Below are 20,267 nucleotides of genomic sequence, written 5' to 3' on the forward strand. Positions count from 1 at the left end.
TTATGGATCCACATATCACGGAGTGGTTGAACTTAGCGATTCGCTGGGTTCACATGATAGTTGGCATCGCATGGATTGGTGCTTCGTTTTACTTTGTTTGGCTAGAAAACAACTTGAATCGCGTCAATCCAAAAACGGGCCTATCGGGCGATCTTTGGGCGATTCACGGTGGTGGTATTTATCACCTTGAGAAGTACAAACTCGCGCCGCCAGAAATGCCAGAACACCTACATTGGTTTAAGTGGGAAGCGTACTTTACGTGGATCACCGGTGTGTTACTACTGAGTGTCGTTTACTACCTCAACGCTGAGATTTACTTGATTGCGCCTGGCTCAGGTATGGCGCCGAGCACTGCGATTGCCATTGGTATTGGTGCTCTGGTTGCAGGTTGGTTTATCTACGACTTACTGTGTGACTCGCCATTAGGTAAAACGCCAATGCTATTAGGTGCGGTGCTATTCGTACTGTTAGTCGGTGCTACCTATGGTCTGTCTCAAGTGTTCAGTGGCCGTGGCGCGTACATTCACGTTGGTGCCATTATCGGTACCATCATGGTCGGTAACGTATTCCGAGTGATCATGCCTGCGCAGCGTAACCTTGTGAGTGCGATTGAAGAAGGTCGTGAACCTGATCCAGCGCTACCAGCGAAAGGCTTGCTACGGTCTCGTCACAACAACTACCTGACGCTACCGGTGCTGTTCATTATGATCAGTAACCACTTCCCAAGCACCTATGGTTCTGAGTACAACTGGGCGATTCTTGCTGGCCTTGCGATCTTTAGTATCTTGGTTCGCCACTACTTTAACACCCGTCATGGTAGCCAGAAGTTTGCTTGGACTGTTCCTGTGGCAGCGCTGGGTATGATCACGCTAGCATTCGTCACTTCGCCGTATGCTAATAGACCAGCAGCTCCAGTAGCGAAAGCGCCAGTTGCGGTTGAAGCGCCTGCGGAAACAGCGACACAAGCCGCATCTACGGATAACGCTCAAGCTGCTAATGCCGCCGAGCAACCAGCCGACGATGGAGTCAACTTTGCGATCATCAACCAGGTGATTCAAGAGCGCTGCTCAGTGTGTCACTCAGCAACGCCGACACATGCTGCCTTTGCTGCGGCGCCAGCAGGGGTAATTCTTGATACGCCTCAGGAGATTCAAGCCAATAGCCCACGCATTGCGCAGACTGTCACCACCAAATACATGCCGTTGGGTAACATGACTCAAATGACCGAAGACGAGCGAGCGCTTATTGGTCTTTGGGTAGAACAAGGTGCGATTATTCAGTAATCGCCTTTGTAGAGCGCTAGCTCCGATAACCTGTCATCCAATCGGGCTAGCATTCGCTCTCAGACCGCTGCCTAAAGGTAGTGCATTTCCCTTTCCCCGACTCCTGTTCGGGGCTTTTTTCTCTTTGCTCTAACTCGCGACTTCAATGTCTCTTCGCTCATGTTGCCTTTGATTGCAATGTGAATACCAGCCAATAAATCGTCGTCTATACTGATAATAATGCCAATATAAAGCTTGCTGTCGCAGACTAAGACTGGTGATAAACAAGTGATAAATACCCTAAAAATAGGTGAACTATGCTTATGTCTTTGCGTACGGTGTTGATGGTAGGAGTTGTCTTAGCTTCCAACAATGCGCTCGCTCTTCCAGCTCCAATTAATGATCCCATCTTGTGGATAGAAGGGAAGATCACCCAATCAAACAGTGATGTCGGAGTTCAGATGGATGAAGCAATGCTTCAATCTTTAGATATGGGCGTCATTCGAACTAGCAATCATGTGACTGATACAGTGATGGAGTACAGCGGGCCAACGTTTGAAAGTTTGCTGGATTTCCTAGGGGCGTTTGGTACACATGTAAAGGTGATGGCGTGGGATGATTATGTGGTGACCATTCCGATTGAATACTTACAGAAATATAAGGTGTTACTCGCGACTCATGAAAATGGTGAGAGGATGACCATTGATGGTAAGGGGCCATTCTTTGTTGTGTTCCCATTTAGTGATTTTCCCGAATTGAGAAGTGATTATTTCTACAGTTTATCTGTTTGGCAGGTTAGAGAGGTGATCGTTGAATAGCCTTACGAAGCTCCGTCAAGACGCTTATTTATCGGCGTCATAGGTAGTTTATGTTTGATCTTAATGGCGATGATCGTTCATTTCTTTTATTCACTTCTAGAAATTCGTCACCTGACTCCACAACCTTACGTTACTATCATCAACAACAACTTGGCTGCAAAAAACAAACTGCTATTGCTCAAATCGGAGGTGTATAAGTTCTCCAATGAGCCAACTTTATCTTCTCTTCTGAAGCTAAAAACCAAGTCACGAGCATTTCAATCGAGTATTTTGCAAGACTTGCAATCAAAACGGACCATATTGATTCATGAGCAATACGGGAACATTGATACTTTAAATATGCTGATCTACCAGTTTGAGCCTCTATCTGTTGTTCTCAACCAAATTACGGTGGAGGATAGGCTGACAGTCAAACGGGCTGTGCAAGAAATCGACTCGCTCTATTTGATAATGAACGAATATCTTTCCGGCTTTGTTTCCGAAGTACAAAAGAATCAGATGCAGTTTAATCAGTACAAAGAGGAATTGTACAACAAGCAGTTTGCTTACTTAGGGACGATTCTAGTTTGCTCCCTATTTATGATTGGCATCATTTCTTGGATGTATTTGTATCAAAGTAAACTGAGCCGAGATCTTCAGGAAAGAACGAGTAAGCTTGAAGAAGCAAAAAAGCTAGCGGAACAAAGCGCTACCGCAAAAGCTCGCTTTCTGGCCAATATGTCCCACGAGATGCGTACACCCCTAAACGCGATCATTGGTCTAAGTCAAAAAGAGTATTATCAAGGGTGTGATGACCAAACCCGACGGTTTGTCGTGATGATTAATCGCTCAGGTCAGCATTTGTTAAAGCTGATTAATAGTGTTCTTGATATCAGCAAAATAGAAAATGGAAAAGTTACGTTAGAGCAAGAAGAGTTCTACATTAGTGATTTGATCGAAGCATCCAAAACCATTTTTGTAGAGCAGGACAAATCGCAAGTAGAGGTCTATTTCTCCTGCCACCTAAGCCGTAACTTCAAACTGATAGCGGATAAAACTAAGCTCATACAGATCATCAATAACCTCAGTTTCAATGCTGTAAAGTTTACGCATCAAGGTCATGTAGATGTGCAATTTACTTTGGAACTTGATAAAGGTGTGACGAATTTAGTTGTTACGATTACTGATACTGGAATCGGAATGACCAAAGAGCAATTGGCGACGGTGTTTGAAGAGTTTACTCAAGCGGATGACTCTATAACACGGAGGTTCGGAGGTACAGGGCTTGGTTTATCGATTTGTCAGTCGCTTGTTCAGCTTATGGGTGGGACAATTCATGTTGAAAGCGAGTTGAACAAAGGAAGCCGTTTTAACGTCACGGTTCCTATCGAGGTAAAAGGCAGTACTGACATTGTGCCGAATAGTCTGCAAGGTAAAACCGTGGCTGTTGTATCAGCAGATGCTTTTGCACAGCACTTGATCACCAATGAACTGAAGCGTTTGGGGTTATATGATGAGAGCGGAGAGATAAACGTAGTATATCTAACAGAGATAGACGCCAATATTGAGCCATTTTCACCGCAGTCGACATTACTGATTGGCGACAATCAAGCCGAGGAATTCGATTCTATATCAAAGGTTTGTAAGCCTTACGATGTTTTTTCTTTGCTGAAGGCACTCGATGAGTTTGAGGGGAGAGCCTTAGCTTCAGCCGTTCATCAACCCGTTTCGCTCCCCGCATCGTTGTCTTGCCTTATTGTTGAAGATACCAAGTTGAACCAGGTTGTGGCTGAGAAAATGCTATCAACGTTAAATGTCACAACCCGCATTGTTAACAATGGTAAGGAGTGCTTAGACATCCTTAAATCGGAAAGCTTTGACCTCATCTTTATGGATATTCACATGCCTGTGATGGATGGTGTGGAGGCATTAAAGCGCATTCGTACTCAAGGTTTGGCTCCTAACACCGCGATAGTTGCGTTAACCGCCAATGCGTTTGAAAGCGACATCGAGTTTTATTTGCAGCAAGGTTTTGATGACGTATTGCCTAAACCGTATCAACTGGATTGGATGCAAGGGATGCTGGAAAAACATTGTTTTCAATCAGGAGAACAACAAGATTCAGCGTAATTTACGTTGTCCGAATTGAATATGTGTTAAGGCTGAGTAGAGAAAGGCCTAGCGCTAGGCCTTTTGGTGTTGTCGAGCGGGTATCACTCCCTAGAGAGATAGAAAGTTAACTAACGAACTTTTTTACGTCGATGTTTCCTTTAACATCATAGGCTTTTTCACCGTAAATGAAGGTTTCACATACGGTGCGGTCATCACCTAAGCTCATCAAGACAAACAGTTTTTCTTCTAGTGTTTTCGCTTGGTTCATTCTAAAACGCATTAGCTGGGTGGCATGTAAATCCAGCACGACAAAATCCGCTTCTTTGCCGACTTCTAAGTTACCAACCTTATCTTCAAGGTGAAGTGAACGTGCACCACCTAAGGTGGCTAAGAATAACGACTTGAGCGGATGAAGCTTCTCTTGCTGAAGCTGCATAATTTTGTACGCTTCACTCATGGTTTGCAGTATCGAGAAACTGGTACCAGCTCCAACATCGGTTCCCATCCCCACTCTAACGCCGTATTCTTCGAGCTTAGGCAGTTTGAATAAACCGGAGCCTAAGAATAGGTTAGAAGTAGGGCAGAAAGAAATGGCTGACTCGGTGTCAGCTAGGCGCTGACATTCACAATCTGACAGGTGAATACCGTGGGCGAATACCGAACGTTTATGCAATAAGCCATAGTGGTCATAAACATCGAGGTAAGATTCTCTTTCAGGGAACAGGTCTAATACCCATTCAATCTCTTTTTTGTTTTCAGACAGGTGGGTATGCATGTAAACGTCAGGATACTCTTCGAGCAGTTTACCTACCGTTGCGAGTTGCTCCGGTGTACTCGTAGGAGCAAACCGAGGCGTTACGGCATAGAGTAGACGACCTCGCTTATGCCATCGTTCAATAAGCTCTTTCGAGGCCTCATAACCTGACTCTGGCGTATCGGTAAGGTAGTCAGGTGCATTGCGGTCCATCAAGACTTTACCCGCAATCATCCTTAGATTGCGCCGCTCTGCTTCACCAAAGAAAACATCAACCGATTCTTTATGTACTGTGCCAAATACAAGGGCGGTGGTAGTACCGTTACTGGCTAACTCGTCAAGAAACAACTTCGCCACTTTAAGCGCGTAGATTGGGTTTTTAAAGCGTCGTTCTTCTGGGAAGGTATAGTTTTCTAGCCAATCGAGAAGCTGCTCTCCATATGAGGCAATCATGCCCGTTTGAGGGTAGTGAATATGGGTGTCGATAAAGCCCGAAGTGATCAGCTTATCTTCGTATTCGGTAATACTGATGTCTTTCGGTTGGCGAGCGAGAACTTCTTCTGTTTCACCGATATCAACAATATGACCATCTTCAACCACGATGACACCGTCATCGAAGAATTGGTAAGAGTTATCCAGTCCGACATCCTTCGGATCAGCGATGCTGTGCAAGATGGCTGCACGATAAGCGTTGCGTTGCGTTGTCATTGTTACTTCCTTTTATAACCCAAAATTAACCACGACTTGGGTTAGGCGATTTTTTCTTCCAATTGGGAATCGCTCTGTTGATTACTTTTACTGTGTGCCGTAGGGCGTTTTTGTTCAAGGGGAATACCCTGATAGTGTGCGATTAGTTCACCGGCAACTGAGACTGCTATCTCCGCAGGGTGCTTTCCATTCACCATACTGACACCAATCGGGCAAATCATAGTGTCGATTTGTGCATCGGTGTAACCACGCTGCGCTAAACGCATATCGAACTTCTTACGCTTGGTTAGCGACCCAATCATGCCGAAGTACACACTGTCACCTCGGTCAATAATGGCTCTAGCAAGGTCAAAGTCGAGCTGGTGGTTATGCGTCATCACCAAGTAGTAGCTATTTGGTGGTAAGTCACGAACGTCACCCACCGGATCATCGGTGACGACCTTGGTAACATTACGTGGCAGTTCTTCAGGGAAAACGTCATCACGTTCATCAATCCAAGTAACTCGGAAAGGGAGGGTGGAGACGATATGTAAAAGGGCTTTGGCAACATGACCTGCGCCGAACACAACCAGATGCTTTTGCGCGGTGCCAATCGGTTCGAAGCTAAGTGTTGCCATTCCGCCGCAACACTGCCCCAAACGAGCGCCAAGATTAAAGCGTTCTACTTTTAGTGAGCGTTCACCCGCGATGAGCATTTCACGCGCCATTTTGGTCGCTACGTGCTCTAAGTGACCACCTCCAATGGTGGCAATCAAACGGTCACGGGTCACCAGCATTTTGGTTCCGGCATCCCTTGGCACAGAGCCACGGTCTTCCAATACCGTTACCATCACACACGGTTCGCTGTTTTTTTCTAGTTGTGCCAGTTCATGAATCCAATTGTCCTTAAACATACGTCTCTCCTTGAACGGTTAAGCCTTGGCTATGCTTCCTGAGTGCTTTGCTGCGAGGATTTCTGCGGCTGCGTCACTTTTGCAATCGCCATCAGAACCCGCTCTGGCGTTGCAGGGGTATCCAGTTTTGGAATAGCCCCTTCTACTGCCACAGATGCGATCGCATCTTTCAGTGCACTCCACACTGACATACCGAGCATGAACGGCGGTTCACCGACAGCTTTCGAGTTGAATACCGTATCTTCTGGGTTAGCGCGGTTTTCCAGAAGGTGGGTATGGAACTCAATCGGCATATCCGCAATCGCTGGGATCTTGTAACTTGCAGGGCCGTTGGTCATTAAGCGGCCTTGTTCGTTCCAGACCAGCTCTTCAGTCGTCAGCCAGCCGACACCTTGCAGGAATCCCCCTTCAATCTGGCCGATATCAATAGCAGGGTTCAGCGATGCGCCAACATCGTGAAGGATATCTGCACGAAGGATTTTGTACTCGCCAGTGAGCGTATCAACGATAACTTCTGAACAAGAGGCGCCGTAAGCGTAGTAGTAGAACGGACGGCCTCGAGCTTTTTCGTGATCGTAGTAGATCTTCGGTGTACGGTAGAAGCCTGTACTTGATAGCGATACTTGGTTGAAGTAGGCCAGTTGAACAAAGGATTCAAAGGTCATGATCTCATCACGGATGACAATCATGCCATTTTTGAAGACCACTTCTTCTGGTGACACTTTGAAGTGGCTAGAAGCAAAATCAATCAGACGTTGTTTGATCGTCAGAGCGGCATTTTGGGCTGCTTTACCATTGAGGTCGGCGCCCGATGAGGCCGCGGTTGGCGATGTGTTCGGTACTTTGTCGGTATTGGTAGCGGTGATTTGGATACGTTCAACATCAACTTGGAACTCCTGTGCAACGATTTGTGCCACTTTGATATTCAAGCCTTGTCCCATTTCAGTACCACCATGATTCAAATGAATACTGCCATCGGTGTAGATGTGTACTAGAGCGCCTGCTTGATTTAGGAAAGTCGCCGTGAATGAAATACCAAATTTCACCGGAGTAATCGCTAAGCCTTTTTTCAAGATGGGGCTTTGCTTGTTGAACTCAGCAATGGCTTTACGACGCGCGTGGTAGTCACTGCTTTGCTCAAGTTGTTCGGTGATCTCTGGTAAGAAGTTATCTTCAACCGTTTGGTAGTAGTGAGTGACGTTGCGCCCCTCACCACCGTAGTAATTTGCTTTGCGTACTTCGAGAGGGTCTTTGCCTAGGTAGCGGGCAATTTCATCCATGATGTGCTCAATCGTCATCATGCCTTGCGGGCCACCAAAACCACGATAAGCAGTATTCGATGCCGTGTTAGTCTTACAGCGGTGGCCCGTGACCGTCGCATCACCTAGATAGTAGGCGTTGTCTGAGTGGAACATCGCACGGTCTACAATTGAGCTTGATAAATCTGGTGAGTAACCACAGTTACCTGACACGATGATCTCAGAGCCTTGAATCACACCATCATCATCAAAACCAATTTTGTATTGGTTGTAGAATGGGTGACGTTTACCCGTCATGGTCATATCTTCTGCGCGCGGTAGGCGCATCTTAGTCGGGCGCTTCGTTAGGTGAGCAATCACGGCTGCCATACACGCAGGTGCCGCAGCTTGGGTCTCTTTACCACCAAAACCACCACCCATGCGGCGCATATCAATCACCACTTTGTGCATCGGTACCCCAAGCACTTCGGCAACCAGTTTTTGTACTTCAGTCGGGTTCTGCGTTGAAGTGTAAACGATCATGCCGCCATCTTCGGTTGGCATCACGCTACTCACTTGGGTTTCAAGGTAGAAGTGCTCTTGGCCGCCGATATCAATATCGCCCTCAATCACGTGTTTGGCATTGGCAATCGCTGTCGCTGAGTCACCACGTTTTTGCTGGTGGCTTTCTGTTACGAACAGCTCTTTTTCCAGTGCTTCCTTGACATCAAGAACAGGAGGTAGCGCTTCATATTCCACGATAGCCGCTTGAGCCGCTTTACGTGCTGTTTCCATATCGTTGGCAGCAACGGCAATGATTGGCTGGCCGTAGTATTGAACTAAGCCGTCAGCTAGTAGCGGGTCACCAGGTAAGATGGCACCGATATCCAGTTGACCGGGTACGTCTTTGTGGGTAATCGCAATGGCGACGCCTTCAAATTCGTAACATGGCGACACATCCAGTTTAGTGATTTTGGCGTGCGCTTGGGTACTTAAACGCGCATACACATGAAGTTGATTCGGGAACTCTAAACGGTCATCGATGTAGACAGCTTCACCGGTTACCTGTTTTGGGGCGCTGTCGTGTTTTACGCTTTTACTAACGCCAGTTTTTAGATCCTGCTTTACGATGGCGACCATCTCATCATGAGAGAGAGTCGGGTGGTGTGCGTTAGACATAAGACGTTACCCTTGTTTCAATCTGGTTGTTCTGATGGTTCTGTTCGATGTAGAAGCGGCGCAGCATGTTAGCTGCCGTCATTGAACGGTACTCTTTGCTGGCACGGAAATCGGACAGAGGCTCGAAGTCATTGTGAATTTCTTGCATCGCTTCATTGATGTTCGCTTCCGTCCATTCTTTACCAAGCAATACATTTTCACAGCGAGTGGCACGTTTGGGAGTTGCCGCCATGCCGCCAAAGGCAATACGAGCGCTAATCACTTTGTTGTCTTCAATTTGGATATTGAATGCGCCACAAACCGCTGATATATCATCATCTAGGCGTTTAGAGAGTTTGTAAGCGCGGAACGTCTCATTTGTCTTCGGTTTCGGGATGATCACTTGCTCGATAAACTCACTCTCTTGCTGAGCAGTGACTTTGTAGCTAATGAAATAGTCTTCGATTGGCATAACACGTGATTGCTTACCACGACGCAGTTTTACTTGGGCGTTGAGTGCGATCAGAAGTGGAGGCGCATCACCGATTGGCGACGCATTACCAATGTTGCCGCCAAGTGTGCCTTGGTTACGTACCTGCAGAGAGGCAAAGCGGTGCAGTAATTCTCCAAAATCAGCGTAGTGATTTGTCAGTAGTTTGTATGCGTCACTGATCGCTACGTTGGCACCGATGTGCAGCGCATCTTCACTCTCTTCACACACTTTCATGTCTTCAACTTGAGTGACGTTAATCAGTGTTTCGATTTCACGGTGGAACTGAGTCACCTCAAGGGCTAAATCCGTACCGCCTGCCACCAGTTTGGCATTAGGGTGTGAAGAATAAAGATCAGCCAGCTCATTAACGCTACGAGGAAGGTACGCGGTTAAATTGCCGTGGCTTAGGCTTGCTGGCTGTTCTTGTAAGGTTTGCAGTCTTGCGATGGTGGTCTTCTCTAGTTCCACGAACTGATCCATTAATGGTTCGTCAGAGGCCAGAGATAAAGCTGCATCGACAATTGGGCGGTAACCGGTACAGCGACATAAGTTGCCCGCAAGGGATTCCATTACGTCTTCTTTGTTAGCGGCTGGTTTGTTCTTGCTTAGAGCGAACATCGACATAATGAAGCCCGGCGTACAGTAACCACATTGTGAACCGTGGAAGTCGACCATGGCTTGCTGAGTCGGGTGCAGTTTGTTTTTGTTTTGAAGATCTTCCACAGTAATCAATTGCTTACCGTGTAGGCTTGAGACGAACGTCAAACAAGAGTTGACTGAACGGTACTGAAGCTGACCGTCGATTACTTCACCTAGTACGACTGTACAGGCACCACAGTCACCTGAACCACAACCTTCTTTGGTACCTGTTTTTTGTACTTCTGTTCTCAGGTATTGAAGGACCGTCATATTTGGCGACAGCTCACTTTCTTGTCTGAGTTCTTGATTGAGTAGGAAAGTAATCAAGAGACCTCCTTGTGCATTGACACTTTTGTTCCGTAATCATTTTCTGACCTTGTGGTCAATAATTGGCTAATTTGACCGCAAGGTCAACTTTAAATTTACAAAAATGCAACATTAAAAGTATGGTTTAATTGCAAGGAAAATGAGAAGTGCCATTATAACTGTATGAATTTAAAGACTATAATTTCTGTTCTTAGCTTGTTATTTGCGCGGAAAGTGGCATCTTTTTGTATAATTTATTGTGTACAATCACGCGATATACATTTTGGTAGGTGATCTGTCAGTGGGTCTATGGAAGAAAGAAGAGGTCGCGCTCGTCTGCTCTTGAAGGCAATAAAAAGCCCAGCGAGATGCTGGGCTATAGACATGGCGCCAAATATAAACTCTAACGGTTGTTGAGTAGATCTGAGAAAACGACGTGTAGATCGTTGGAAGCAGAGTTGCTATCTAGGTTAAGCTTTGAGCGGATGTGGTCAATGTGTTCTTGCATCAATAAAACTGCTCTCTCTGAGTCACCAGACTCGATAGCATCTAAAAGATTGGAGTGTTCATCTAGTGAGCAATTTGAGTGATTTCCAGTCTCATACTGTGCAATAAGCAGAGAAGTCTGTGATACAAGGCTACGCTGAAAAGCCAGCAAAGGTGCATTGTTAGCCATTTCCGCAAGCTTGATATGGAATTCACCTGACAAACGAAGCCCTTTACCATAATCATCGTTGTCAAACGCTTGGTTCTCTTTTTCAACCAATCGGCGACACTCTTCAATTTTTGCCGGAGTGGCATGTGAGACCGCTAAATCTGTGATCGCGAGTTCCATTACTTCGCGAGCTTTAATGATCTGCTTCGCTTCTTCTTTGGTAGGTGCAGCAACCATGGCACCACGATTAGGGCGAATACTGACTACTTGTTCCATGGATAGTCTCAGCAATGCACGTCGGATTATGGTGCGGCTTACGCCAAAAATTTCTGCTAACGCTTCTTCGTTTAATTTGGTCGATGGCGGTAGTCGTTGCTCTAATATTGCATCGAAAATATGGCAGTAGACAACATCATCCTGGGTTTGACCAGCGACTTTAGTTTTAATGTTCTTCGCCACAGAGTTTTTTAGATTTGCCATGGTAGGGCGGAATCCTCAACCTATTTATTTCCCTAATGAAACAATAATACTTCACTTTGTATACACGTGACCAGCGCAGAGCGTAATTTGCGATCTTTAACTCAATGGAGAAGGCTTCTTATAGTTCGTTTGATGGGCTTGATTTCATCTATATAAACCAAAGTACTGCAAGTCCTGTAATTGAAACGTATTTTTATGGCGGGAATCACGTGCTAGTTGTTGATAAATTTATGTGAATTTAAGTGCGCATATTTTTCTCAGTAGTACTAACTGATTGATTTTATGAGCGTAAGCCAAAGAGTTTTGTTGCGCACGTCGGTTTCTGATGGATTTATGTACAGATGATGAAACAGGCCTGAAGATTTAATTATGTGGCTAAGTTGCCAAATTTTGCATCTATCTTCCATGTTAATGAAGCGATTATTCGCATACTAACTTCTCAACTAGCCGTAATGAGAAGAGGAAATTAGATTATTACAGGAAGATATAGATGAACCAAAAACGTCAATTGAGCTGGGCTATTGCCGCCACTTTGGGTACAGCAGTGAGTTTGAATAGCCAAGCTGCGGAATTCGTTCAAGTGAGTGGTGATGAGCAGTTAATAAAGAGCTTACAATCACAGTTTAGTAGTGTCACTCCCATAGAAACAGGGTTTGTAGAGGTGAAACGTGTGGTTTTACCCAACGGGAAGACGAAAGTTCGCTATCAACAAACTCATCTCGGCCTGCCTGTCTTAGACACCGCAGTGGTTGCGACCTTATCCAATGACCAGCCTAGCCAAGTGTTTGGAACAATGGCTGAAGGTATTTCATCGGACTTGGCTACGACAACGCCAAAGGTAGATGAGAAGCAAGCAATACATACAGCGGTATCGGATTTTCAAGCCCATTCGCAGTCGGCTTCACCTGTAGAAAATGAAGTGGCTACATTGATGGTACGTTTGGATGAGAATCAAACGGCTCAAGTCGTTTATATGGTGAACTTTTTTGTCGCATCGGATCACCCTGAACGCCCATTTTATTTCATTGACGCGATGACAGGTGAAGTTGTTGAACATTGGGATGGTCTGAATCATGTGGACGCTGTAGGTACTGGACCTGGTGGGAATTTGAAAACCAACCGCTATGAATATGGCAGTGATTACTCTGGCTTTACTATCTCCAAAACTGGCACGACATGTACGCTAGATAATGCTGCGGTCAAAACCATCGATTTACAAAATGGAACATCGGGTACGCGTGCTTATAGTTACGATTGTACCGATGCTAACAACTACACTGACCACAAATATGTTAATGGCGCATACTCACCGTTAAATGACGCGCACTACTTCGGTAAGGTTGTTTTTGACATGTATAAAGATTGGATGAATACAGCACCGTTGAGTTTCCAATTAACAATGCGTGTCCATTATGGGTCAAGCTACGAAAATGCATTTTGGAACGGGTCGTCAATGACCTTTGGCGATGGTAAAGATACCTTTTACCCATTGGTCGACATCAACGTAAGTGCTCATGAAGTCAGTCATGGATTCACTGAACAAAACTCAGGGCTTGTTTATAAAGACATGTCAGGAGGTATCAATGAAGCTTTCTCTGACATTGCCGGGGAGGCTGCGGAGTATTACATGCGAGGTTCAGTGGATTGGATAGTTGGTGCGGATATCTTTAAGTCAGAAGGTGGCTTACGTTACTTTGATCAACCGTCTAAGGATGGCCGTTCAATTGACCACGCTTCACAATATTACAACGGATTAAACGTGCATTATTCGAGCGGTGTGTTTAATCGAGCCTTCTATCTATTGGCAAACAAAAGCGGTTGGAATGTACGTAAGGGGTTTGAGGTGTTCACGATTGCCAACCAACTCTATTGGACAGCAAACAGCACTTTTGACCAAGGCGCATGTGGCGTAGCAAAAGCTGCATCTGACATGGGTTATAGCGTGGCGGACGTAGAGGCCGCATTCAACACAGTGGGCGTAAATGCTAGTTGTGTGATTGAACCTCCTACAGGCAACGAGTTAGAAAAAGGCGTACCGCAAGTCAACATTAGTGGTAATCGCTTATCGGAAACGTTTTATACGTTTACACCCACAGCATCATCGGACTTAGTTGTGTCCATCAATGGTGGGACGGGAGATGCCGATTTGTACGTGAAAGCAGGAAATAAACCGACGACTTCTAGCTATGACTGCCGTCCATATCGTGCTGGTAACAATGAACAATGTAGAGTGAATGCACAACCTGGCGTCACCTACCATGTGATGTTAAGAGGTTACTCGGCATATTCCGGTGTCACGTTGAGACTGGATTAACTGAATCAGAGCGCCTTCGGGCGCTCTTTTTAATTAAAGTTAGTGAATGCATATAGTGGATGAATGTCATTTGCTTGTTGAATGGTTGCTTGATTTATGCTCTACTCTCGCCCCCTCATTTTAAGGTATTCAAGGAGTTGCAATGCAAAGAGTCAATGTGGTGGGCACGAGTGGAAGTGGTAAGTCGACTTTTAGTGCACAGTTGGCGAAGGTTCTGGAATGTGAACATATCGAAATGGATACCTTGTTCTGGAAGCCAAATTGGCAAGAATCGAATGATGAAGAGTTTTTCTCCAGTATTCGTCAAGCATTGAGTGGGGAGTTATGGGTGCTTGATGGCAACTACAATCGAACTAGACCTGTTAAATGGCGAGATGTCGACACAGTGGTTTGGATTGACTATTCACTTGCAAGGACGATGTTTCAAGCCGTAAGTAGAGCAATGCGCAGAGTTTGGACAGGTCAAGAGCTATGGCCAAATACTGGAAATAGAGAAACCTTTAAGAAGTCGTTTTGTAGTCGAGATTCGATCCTGGTTTGGACAATGAAAACCTATCACTCCAACCAAAAACGTTACTTGGCGGATATGTCGAACCCAGCGTATGAGCATATCGAGTTTGTTCGTTTGAGGAGCCCAAACGAGGCCAAGCAGTACCTTGCAGATCTCCTTCAATCGAAAGTAAGCTAATTGAACTGCTAGAATTAAGCCCGCAGGTCTGCGGGCTTTAGGTTAAAAATCTTGGCTAAATTACACTGTAAATCGGTCCACTAATTCATACAGCTCATTGGCTCGTCCATTAAGTTCTTGGCTGCCTGAACGGTTTTCGTTGGCGAGATCAGCAGATTGGGAGCTTTGGTCTGAGATAACGACAATACGTTGGGATATCTCTTGCCCTACTAGGCTTTGCTCTTCAGTGGCGGTTGCGATCAAAGAGTTCATGTCCATAATCGTGCCAATCGACTCTTGAATCTGAATCAGAGCTTGAGCTGCAGCATTGGCTTCTTCAACGGTGCTAGCGCCACGTCGCTGACTTGATTCCATCGCTTTAACTGCGTCATCAGATGCTGCTTTTAACTGCTCGATCATCTTATGAATTTCGCCCGTACTGTCTTGTGTTCGACTCGCAAGCTTACGAACCTCATCTGCTACTACAGCAAAGCCTCGGCCTTGCTCACCTGCACGAGCAGCTTCGATAGCGGCGTTAAGCGCGAGTAAGTTAGTTTGCTCAGCAATGTCTTGAATCACTTCTAAAGATGAGGAGATATTCTGCACATCGCCCTCTAGACGCGAAATGACATTATTGGCTTGTGAGACTTCGTCTGCCAGAGCTTCAACGGATTGAGCTGCGGAGTTAACAATGTTTTGCGCATCTTTAGCATTGTCATCGGCTTCTTTTGCTGACTGCGCTGCTTGACTAGCGTTATTGGAAATCTCAGAGGCTGTCGTCGTCATTTCTGTCATAGCAGTCGCAACTTGTTCGGTTTCTTCGCGTTGCCCAGAGGCAAGTTCGTCTACCTTGGCTGCACGTTGGGACATATTGGTCGTTTCTGATACGACCTGTTGACCAACATCACTTACGCTGCGAATAATGGTCTGTAAGCTTGCGACGAAGGCATTAAAGTTTTTGCTAAGCTGAGCAAATTCTGGTGCCTTAAACTCTTCCATGCGTGCTGTTAGATCCGCATCACCGCTAGCGAAGGAGCTAATGGAGTCATCAAACATTTCCAGTGGCTTCATGATGGTTCGGTTTACCGCGACTGCAAAGATTGCAACAATAATAGCGATGACTAAACAGAAAATAATGATGGCAGACAGCGTTGTCTGAAGTGCGCTTTGGGTTGCGTCTTCCATCTCTGCAATAATGGCATCGATGTCATCAGTGTAGAAACCCGTGCCTAACATTAAGTCCCATTCAGGGATATAGATCGAATAACTAAGCTTCGGCAGTGCAACGGTACCACCCAACTTAGGGAAGTAGTAAGTTGTAAAATCGCCAGTTTTAGCGTTTCGGATCAGATCTTGGATTAAGTAATTCCCTTGCTTATCCTGTAAGTTCCAAAAATTCTCACCAATGCCTTTTTTACTGGTACCTTGAACGATCTTTATACCCTTGGAATCGTAGCCAAATACGTAACCAGTCTCACCGTACTCCAAGGTCATGAGGGTGGGGTAGGCTTCTTCTATGCTTGCACCGCGATCAAGAAAGGGTTGAACGGCAGATTTTGCCATTTGGATATAGTTCTTTAGCTCCTCTTTTTTCATGTTCATCATGTTATTACGAGTAATTTCAACCTGCTCATTGTTTAGCTCGGTGGTTTTCACATAGGTGAAACTGAGCATACCAAGAGCAATTACTAGCAGTGGCACAAGCGCTAAAATGTAGAGGCGGCTTTTTATCGTTAGACTCATACAAACATCCTAATTCTGTGAGGTCTTAACACAACAATAGTCGTTAAGCGTCGTTTATGTTTTAGTTGTTATCGGTTTAATTTTAGTCAATCTTAAGTTGATTTTTATAAGATTAGCTAATTTATCGACCGCCGACTGTGATTCTTAATGGTTAATTTGTCATCAGTTATTAGACATTAGTTTTAGAGTTGTGAGAATGTTGAGCACTATCACGTTTATTTATTACCATCAGTAACTTAGATACGCTATACGGTGGCTTTTTGGTGGTTTACGAGGTGGAGTGGGAAATGACAAAGGGTGCGGTTTCGCACCCACATAAGGTTTATCGGGGCAGAGTTTTTAGATAAGAGCCGCTGTTGGTGTTTGGCGTGTAGCACGAGGAATTGCCATAGGTGTTTTACTCTCCGGATCTTCAATCACTCTAGCGTCTAAATTAAACACTTCAGAAAGCATCTGCTCTGTGAATACTTTTGTTGGTGAGCCTTGGTCATAAATAGTCTGTTTATGCACTATCACGAGTTGGTCAGCATATCGACATGCCTGATTTAGATCGTGAAGCACGACGATGACGGTTTTTCCATGGCGGTTTACTAAGTCTCTTGCAATGTCTAAAAGTTCATATTGGTGTGACATATCCAAATAGGTGGTGGGTTCATCCAACAAAATAGTTTCAGTGTCTTGTGCGAGTACCATAGCTATCCAAGCGCGTTGCCTTTGGCCCCCGGATAGAGCGGACACTGAGCGATCAGCTAGGTCACTTATATCTGCAAGCTTCATCGCTTTGTCTACATGTTCTTTGTCATCATCACTGAGTTGACCAAGAAAGTTTAGGTACGGCGCACGCCCGTAGCTGACCAGCTGTTTTACCGTTACGCCTTCAGGGGTAATGGGCGTTTGTGGCAGCATAGATATTCTTTTTGCTAACAGTTTGGTGTCTATTTGGTATGTGTTTTGACCATCAGCCAATGTTATTTGGCCGGATTGAGCGCGAATATTGCCATTAATTGTTTTGAGCAGCGTTGATTTTCCACAGCCATTTGCACCAATTAATGCGGTTAGGTGATTGTTTTTGAATGCGCAGCTAACTTGGTCTAACACTAGCTTATCGCTATAACTTACAGTGAGATCTTGGATATTGATTGCGTTCATATCGATTACCAATGTTTGTAGCGGCTTAATAAGAAAATGAAGTATGGACCACCGATCATGGCAGTCATGACGCCAGCAGGGAGTTCGGTTGGGGGCATTAGAATTCGGGCAAACAAATCGGCACTTAACAGTAAGCTGCCGCCTATCAACATGCATACAGGTATCAATGCTATATGCCGGTTCCCCAGAAGAAAACGTGCCGCATGAGGTGCAATTAGGCCAATAAACCCGATGTTGCCGCAAACAGATACCGCGACACAAGCCAGGGTGATTGCAACGCACAAGGTCAGGAGCCTCACTTTGTTGATGTTCACACCTAACCCCTGTGCTGTTTCATCGCCTAATGCGAACAAATCCAACTTGTAGGCAAGAACAACCGCGATAGGCAGCAGTGCTAATAAAAAGCCGATAAGGTAGGGAATGTGCGTCCAGTTACGCGCCCAAACGGACCCCGTTAACCAAATCATTGAAACGTTGATTTCCAAGGGAAAAGCAAGCAAAAGAAAATCGACGCCTGCGCTAAATAGTGCCGCTAGAGCGACCCCGATCAGTGCGAGAGCGGCTGCATGGTTGAGAACGTGCCTGGCGAGGGAAAATAGTACTAATGTTGCGATACCACCGCCCACCATAGCAATGAAGGGAAACAGAGTCGCGGATACATCGGGAAACATGGCATTCACTGCTACGACCGCTAAACTCGCTCCAGTCGTAACGCCAAGAATATCGGGCGACGCGAGAGGGTTTCTGACAATACCTTGCACTAGCAATCCGGATAAAGCTAACGAAGCACCCACGAGTGTTGCGACTAACATTCTAGGTAGACGGTAGCCCATGACAATGAACTCATTATCACTAGAATCTCCAAGCAGTGTATTGACCACCTCTGTGGCTGATATTTGTACTGCGCCTGCTCCAACATGCCAGATTGCAAATAGAAGCCAGACAACAAAAAGGGACAAGGTTACTTTGATCGCGTTAGGCATATTGCTTTTTAACCTGATTTTTGGCCAGTAGGAGGAAGAAACTCGCGCCAATAAAGTTAGTGAGAATGCCTACTGGACTCTCTGAACCTCGGGCTAGTAGTTGAGTAATTGCGTCTGCATAGACCAATAAGTTGGCACCAAGTAGAGCGCAGACTGGCACGAGTAGGCGAAGATCATGCCCGACTAAGCTGCGCGAAAGATGGGGAATGATAAGACCAATGAAAGCGATGGGCCCCGCTACAGACACAGACGCTGCGATTAGCAAAATGAGCGTTAAACTTGTACCGATGCGCACAAGAGCAAGCTTCCCACCCAAGTTTTTCATCATGGATTCACCCAAGGCAAGCAGGTTAAGTTGGTAGCTTAGGTACAGTGCAGCGGTAAGACCTACAAGCAAACTCCAATAGAGCACCTGCACGTGGCTCCAATCTACATTCGCAATCGTACCTGTTATCCAATGCATAACCCCATAAGCGCTTTCGTCGGCAAGAATAACGGCGGCACGAGTAAGAGATAAGAAAAGGAAGTTCAGAGCAACGCCCGCGAGAACAACGCGCACTGGATTGACTTGATGTTGGTGCAACCCAGCAAGGAAAAAGACCGCAAGCCCTGCGATCGTTGCACCGATAAAGGTGACGACCAATATCGGTAGAGCGGAAAACCAGCCGATAAGTCCGGTAGAGGCAAAAGCAAACGCAAAGGAAGCGCCTGCACTCACACCAAAAACTGAGGGGGAAGCGATGGGGTTTCTTGTCAATGCCTGCATCAATAAACCCGCGACAGCCAGACTGGCTCCCACACCAACAGCGCACAACACTCTCGGCAAGCGCACTTCCTTGATGATGTGCTGATGGATTTCGTTACCCGTTGCACCGATTAACCAATGCCAAACGTCAATCCATCCCATTTCGAAATCGGAGCCAACAAACAAAGACCAGCCAAAGCCGAGCATGAGTAGCCCTAAAACGACGGGGATGAAAACAGAAAAACGCCAGCGGGACGCTGGCGCGGAGAGGGCTAATTGAGACATTACTGAACCAGATTTACGACTTGCTCTGCCATGATTTCAGCGGCGATCATCCCACGGTTGAGAGACCATAAACGTGGATCGGTTTCAACATATTTGTCATTTTTGACCGCTGTCATCACCTTCCAAAGACCGTTTTTCTTAAACTCGTCAATCGCTGTTTCATCGCCATACTCACCGACCAAAAAGTAGTCAGGGTTAGCTTTTAATAGACGCTCCATGGTGATGCGCACATAAGCCTTTTCCGTTTCTTCCGGCACTGGGGAATTTAGGCCCAATCGATTAATGACACCACCTGCGTAGGCTTTAGGCGTATGCATAGTGACACCGCGTGAACTTGATACGGCAAAAAGGACTGAGGCGTCAGAACTGATTTTTGTGGCGTATTCATCCATGCGAGCGCTGTGCTCGGCAACCAGCTGTTTCATCTCATCTTCACGATCAAATGCGGCTGCGACTTTAACGACAGCCTTGAGGTTATCTTCGTAAGTTTCCCCGCGGCTTTTGAGGATTAGAGTCGGTGCAATTCGTTTAAGGTCTTCGTAAATAGCTTCGTGACGCTCGCGGTCAGCAATGATGAGATCAGGTTTTAGTGATGCAATAACTTCTAAGCTCGGCTGAGAACGTTTGCCAAGTGATGTCCAATCGTCACCAATTCGAGCGCGAATCGGCTCTATTACTCGTGTTTTATCACCATCATCGGCGACGCCAATGGGTTTAACGTCTAAGTTAGCTAGGGCATCAACAAAAGAAAATTCTAGGGCAACAACTCTTTTTGGTACCGATTCTAGAACCAGCTCACCAAGTTCATCTTGAACCGTTATTTTGGCATTAGCGCTAAACGCTAAACATAAAGTGGCTAGCAATGCGATTGATTTATTAAACATAG

Annotated in this window: 15 protein-coding genes; 5 read left to right on the forward strand and 10 right to left on the reverse strand. The window is 45.8% G+C overall.

From position 1 onward, the window contains the following. Positions 1-2 precede the first annotated feature (2 nt). From AC4MRV_RS00965 to AC4MRV_RS00975, 3 genes are all read left to right on the forward strand, one after another. Positions 3-1,283, forward strand: a complete 1,281-nt coding sequence (locus tag AC4MRV_RS00965; RefSeq protein WP_491185543.1) for a urate hydroxylase PuuD — start codon at positions 3-5, stop codon at positions 1,281-1,283. 296 nt (positions 1,284-1,579) lie between these two features. Further along, positions 1,580-2,080 carry a putative pterin-binding protein gene (locus tag AC4MRV_RS00970; RefSeq protein WP_491185544.1) on the forward strand — a complete coding sequence of 167 codons (501 nt, stop codon included), beginning with the start codon at positions 1,580-1,582 and terminating at the stop codon, positions 2,078-2,080. Between the two features lie 63 nt (positions 2,081-2,143). Next, on the forward strand, positions 2,144-4,189 hold the full coding sequence (locus AC4MRV_RS00975; protein ID WP_491185545.1) for an ATP-binding protein: 2,046 nt from the start codon (positions 2,144-2,146) through the stop codon (positions 4,187-4,189). Between the two features lie 106 nt (positions 4,190-4,295). On the opposite strand, the gene guaD is transcribed toward AC4MRV_RS00975, so the two are convergent. The 5 genes from guaD to AC4MRV_RS01000 all read right to left on the reverse strand — a co-directional run bounded on the left by guaD (position 4,296) and on the right by AC4MRV_RS01000 (position 11,495). Continuing rightward, positions 4,296-5,633 (reverse strand): guanine deaminase, encoded by a 1,338-nt coding sequence (gene guaD / locus AC4MRV_RS00980; RefSeq protein ID WP_491185546.1) that lies wholly within the window; start codon positions 5,631-5,633, stop codon positions 4,296-4,298. A gap of 41 nt (positions 5,634-5,674) precedes the next feature. Continuing rightward, on the reverse strand, positions 5,675-6,526 hold the full coding sequence (gene xdhC, locus AC4MRV_RS00985) for a xanthine dehydrogenase accessory protein XdhC (protein ID WP_491185547.1): 852 nt from the start codon (positions 6,524-6,526) through the stop codon (positions 5,675-5,677). Between the two features lie 29 nt (positions 6,527-6,555). Continuing rightward, entirely contained in the window at positions 6,556-8,943 is a 2,388-nt protein-coding gene (xdhB, locus tag AC4MRV_RS00990; RefSeq protein WP_491185548.1) for a xanthine dehydrogenase molybdopterin binding subunit, read from the reverse strand. Further along, a complete protein-coding gene (gene xdhA, locus AC4MRV_RS00995) occupies positions 8,936-10,381 on the reverse strand; it encodes a xanthine dehydrogenase small subunit (RefSeq protein WP_491185549.1) in 1,446 nt (481 codons plus the stop codon). Before xdhA ends, xdhB begins: the two co-directional genes overlap by 8 nt. 382 nt (positions 10,382-10,763) lie before the next feature. Then, complete coding sequence (locus tag AC4MRV_RS01000; RefSeq protein WP_491185550.1) at positions 10,764-11,495, reverse strand: GntR family transcriptional regulator; 732 nt, start codon at positions 11,493-11,495, stop codon at positions 10,764-10,766. A gap of 490 nt (positions 11,496-11,985) precedes the next feature. On the opposite strand from AC4MRV_RS01000, the gene AC4MRV_RS01005 reads away from it, so the two are divergent. Beyond that, complete coding sequence (locus tag AC4MRV_RS01005; RefSeq protein WP_491185551.1) at positions 11,986-13,809, forward strand: M4 family metallopeptidase; 1,824 nt, start codon at positions 11,986-11,988, stop codon at positions 13,807-13,809. Positions 13,810-13,951: 142 nt separating this feature from the next. Further along, positions 13,952-14,497 carry a P-loop NTPase family protein gene (locus AC4MRV_RS01010; protein ID WP_491185552.1) on the forward strand — a complete coding sequence of 182 codons (546 nt, stop codon included), beginning with the start codon at positions 13,952-13,954 and terminating at the stop codon, positions 14,495-14,497. Between the two features lie 60 nt (positions 14,498-14,557). Here AC4MRV_RS01010 and AC4MRV_RS01015 read toward each other — a convergent pair whose 3' ends face one another. From AC4MRV_RS01015 to AC4MRV_RS01035, 5 genes are all read right to left on the reverse strand, one after another. Continuing rightward, complete coding sequence (locus tag AC4MRV_RS01015; RefSeq protein WP_491185553.1) at positions 14,558-16,219, reverse strand: methyl-accepting chemotaxis protein; 1,662 nt, start codon at positions 16,217-16,219, stop codon at positions 14,558-14,560. A 339-nt stretch (positions 16,220-16,558) separates the two neighbouring features. Further along, complete coding sequence (locus AC4MRV_RS01020) at positions 16,559-17,368, reverse strand: ABC transporter ATP-binding protein (protein WP_491185554.1); 810 nt, start codon at positions 17,366-17,368, stop codon at positions 16,559-16,561. 5 nt (positions 17,369-17,373) lie between these two features. After that, the gene (locus AC4MRV_RS01025) at positions 17,374-18,351 is read right to left on the reverse strand and encodes a FecCD family ABC transporter permease (RefSeq protein WP_491185555.1); all 978 of its coding nucleotides are present in this window, start codon (positions 18,349-18,351) and stop codon (positions 17,374-17,376) included. Continuing rightward, positions 18,344-19,381: a FecCD family ABC transporter permease gene (locus AC4MRV_RS01030; protein ID WP_491185556.1), complete on the reverse strand. Its 1,038-nt coding sequence runs from the start codon at positions 19,379-19,381 to the stop codon at positions 18,344-18,346. Before AC4MRV_RS01030 ends, AC4MRV_RS01025 begins: the two co-directional genes overlap by 8 nt. After that, entirely contained in the window at positions 19,381-20,265 is an 885-nt protein-coding gene (locus tag AC4MRV_RS01035; RefSeq protein ID WP_491185557.1) for a Fe(3+) dicitrate ABC transporter substrate-binding protein, read from the reverse strand. Before AC4MRV_RS01035 ends, AC4MRV_RS01030 begins: the two co-directional genes overlap by 1 nt. Positions 20,266-20,267 lie beyond the last annotated feature (2 nt).

It is taken from the genome of Vibrio sp. (assembly GCF_984391705.1).

Coding starts and splice junctions, on each gene's coding strand:
- xdhB (WP_491185548.1), bottom strand. CDS start 8,943: ATGTCTAACGCACACCACCCGACTCTCTCTCATGATGAGATGGTCGCC.
- AC4MRV_RS01030 (WP_491185556.1), bottom strand. CDS start 19,381: ATGTCTCAATTAGCCCTCTCCGCGCCAGCGTCCCGCTGGCGTTTTTCT.
- AC4MRV_RS01020 (WP_491185554.1), bottom strand. CDS start 17,368: ATGAACGCAATCAATATCCAAGATCTCACTGTAAGTTATAGCGATAAG.
- AC4MRV_RS00975 (WP_491185545.1), top strand. CDS start 2,144: ATGGCGATGATCGTTCATTTCTTTTATTCACTTCTAGAAATTCGTCAC.
- AC4MRV_RS01035 (WP_491185557.1), bottom strand. CDS start 20,265: ATGTTTAATAAATCAATCGCATTGCTAGCCACTTTATGTTTAGCGTTT.
- guaD (WP_491185546.1), bottom strand. CDS start 5,633: ATGACAACGCAACGCAACGCTTATCGTGCAGCCATCTTGCACAGCATC.
- xdhC (WP_491185547.1), bottom strand. CDS start 6,526: ATGTTTAAGGACAATTGGATTCATGAACTGGCACAACTAGAAAAAAAC.
- AC4MRV_RS01025 (WP_491185555.1), bottom strand. CDS start 18,351: ATGCCTAACGCGATCAAAGTAACCTTGTCCCTTTTTGTTGTCTGGCTT.
- AC4MRV_RS01005 (WP_491185551.1), top strand. CDS start 11,986: ATGAACCAAAAACGTCAATTGAGCTGGGCTATTGCCGCCACTTTGGGT.
- AC4MRV_RS00965 (WP_491185543.1), top strand. CDS start 3: ATGGATCCACATATCACGGAGTGGTTGAACTTAGCGATTCGCTGGGTT.
- AC4MRV_RS00970 (WP_491185544.1), top strand. CDS start 1,580: ATGCTTATGTCTTTGCGTACGGTGTTGATGGTAGGAGTTGTCTTAGCT.
- AC4MRV_RS01015 (WP_491185553.1), bottom strand. CDS start 16,219: ATGAGTCTAACGATAAAAAGCCGCCTCTACATTTTAGCGCTTGTGCCA.
- AC4MRV_RS01000 (WP_491185550.1), bottom strand. CDS start 11,495: ATGGCAAATCTAAAAAACTCTGTGGCGAAGAACATTAAAACTAAAGTC.
- AC4MRV_RS01010 (WP_491185552.1), top strand. CDS start 13,952: ATGCAAAGAGTCAATGTGGTGGGCACGAGTGGAAGTGGTAAGTCGACT.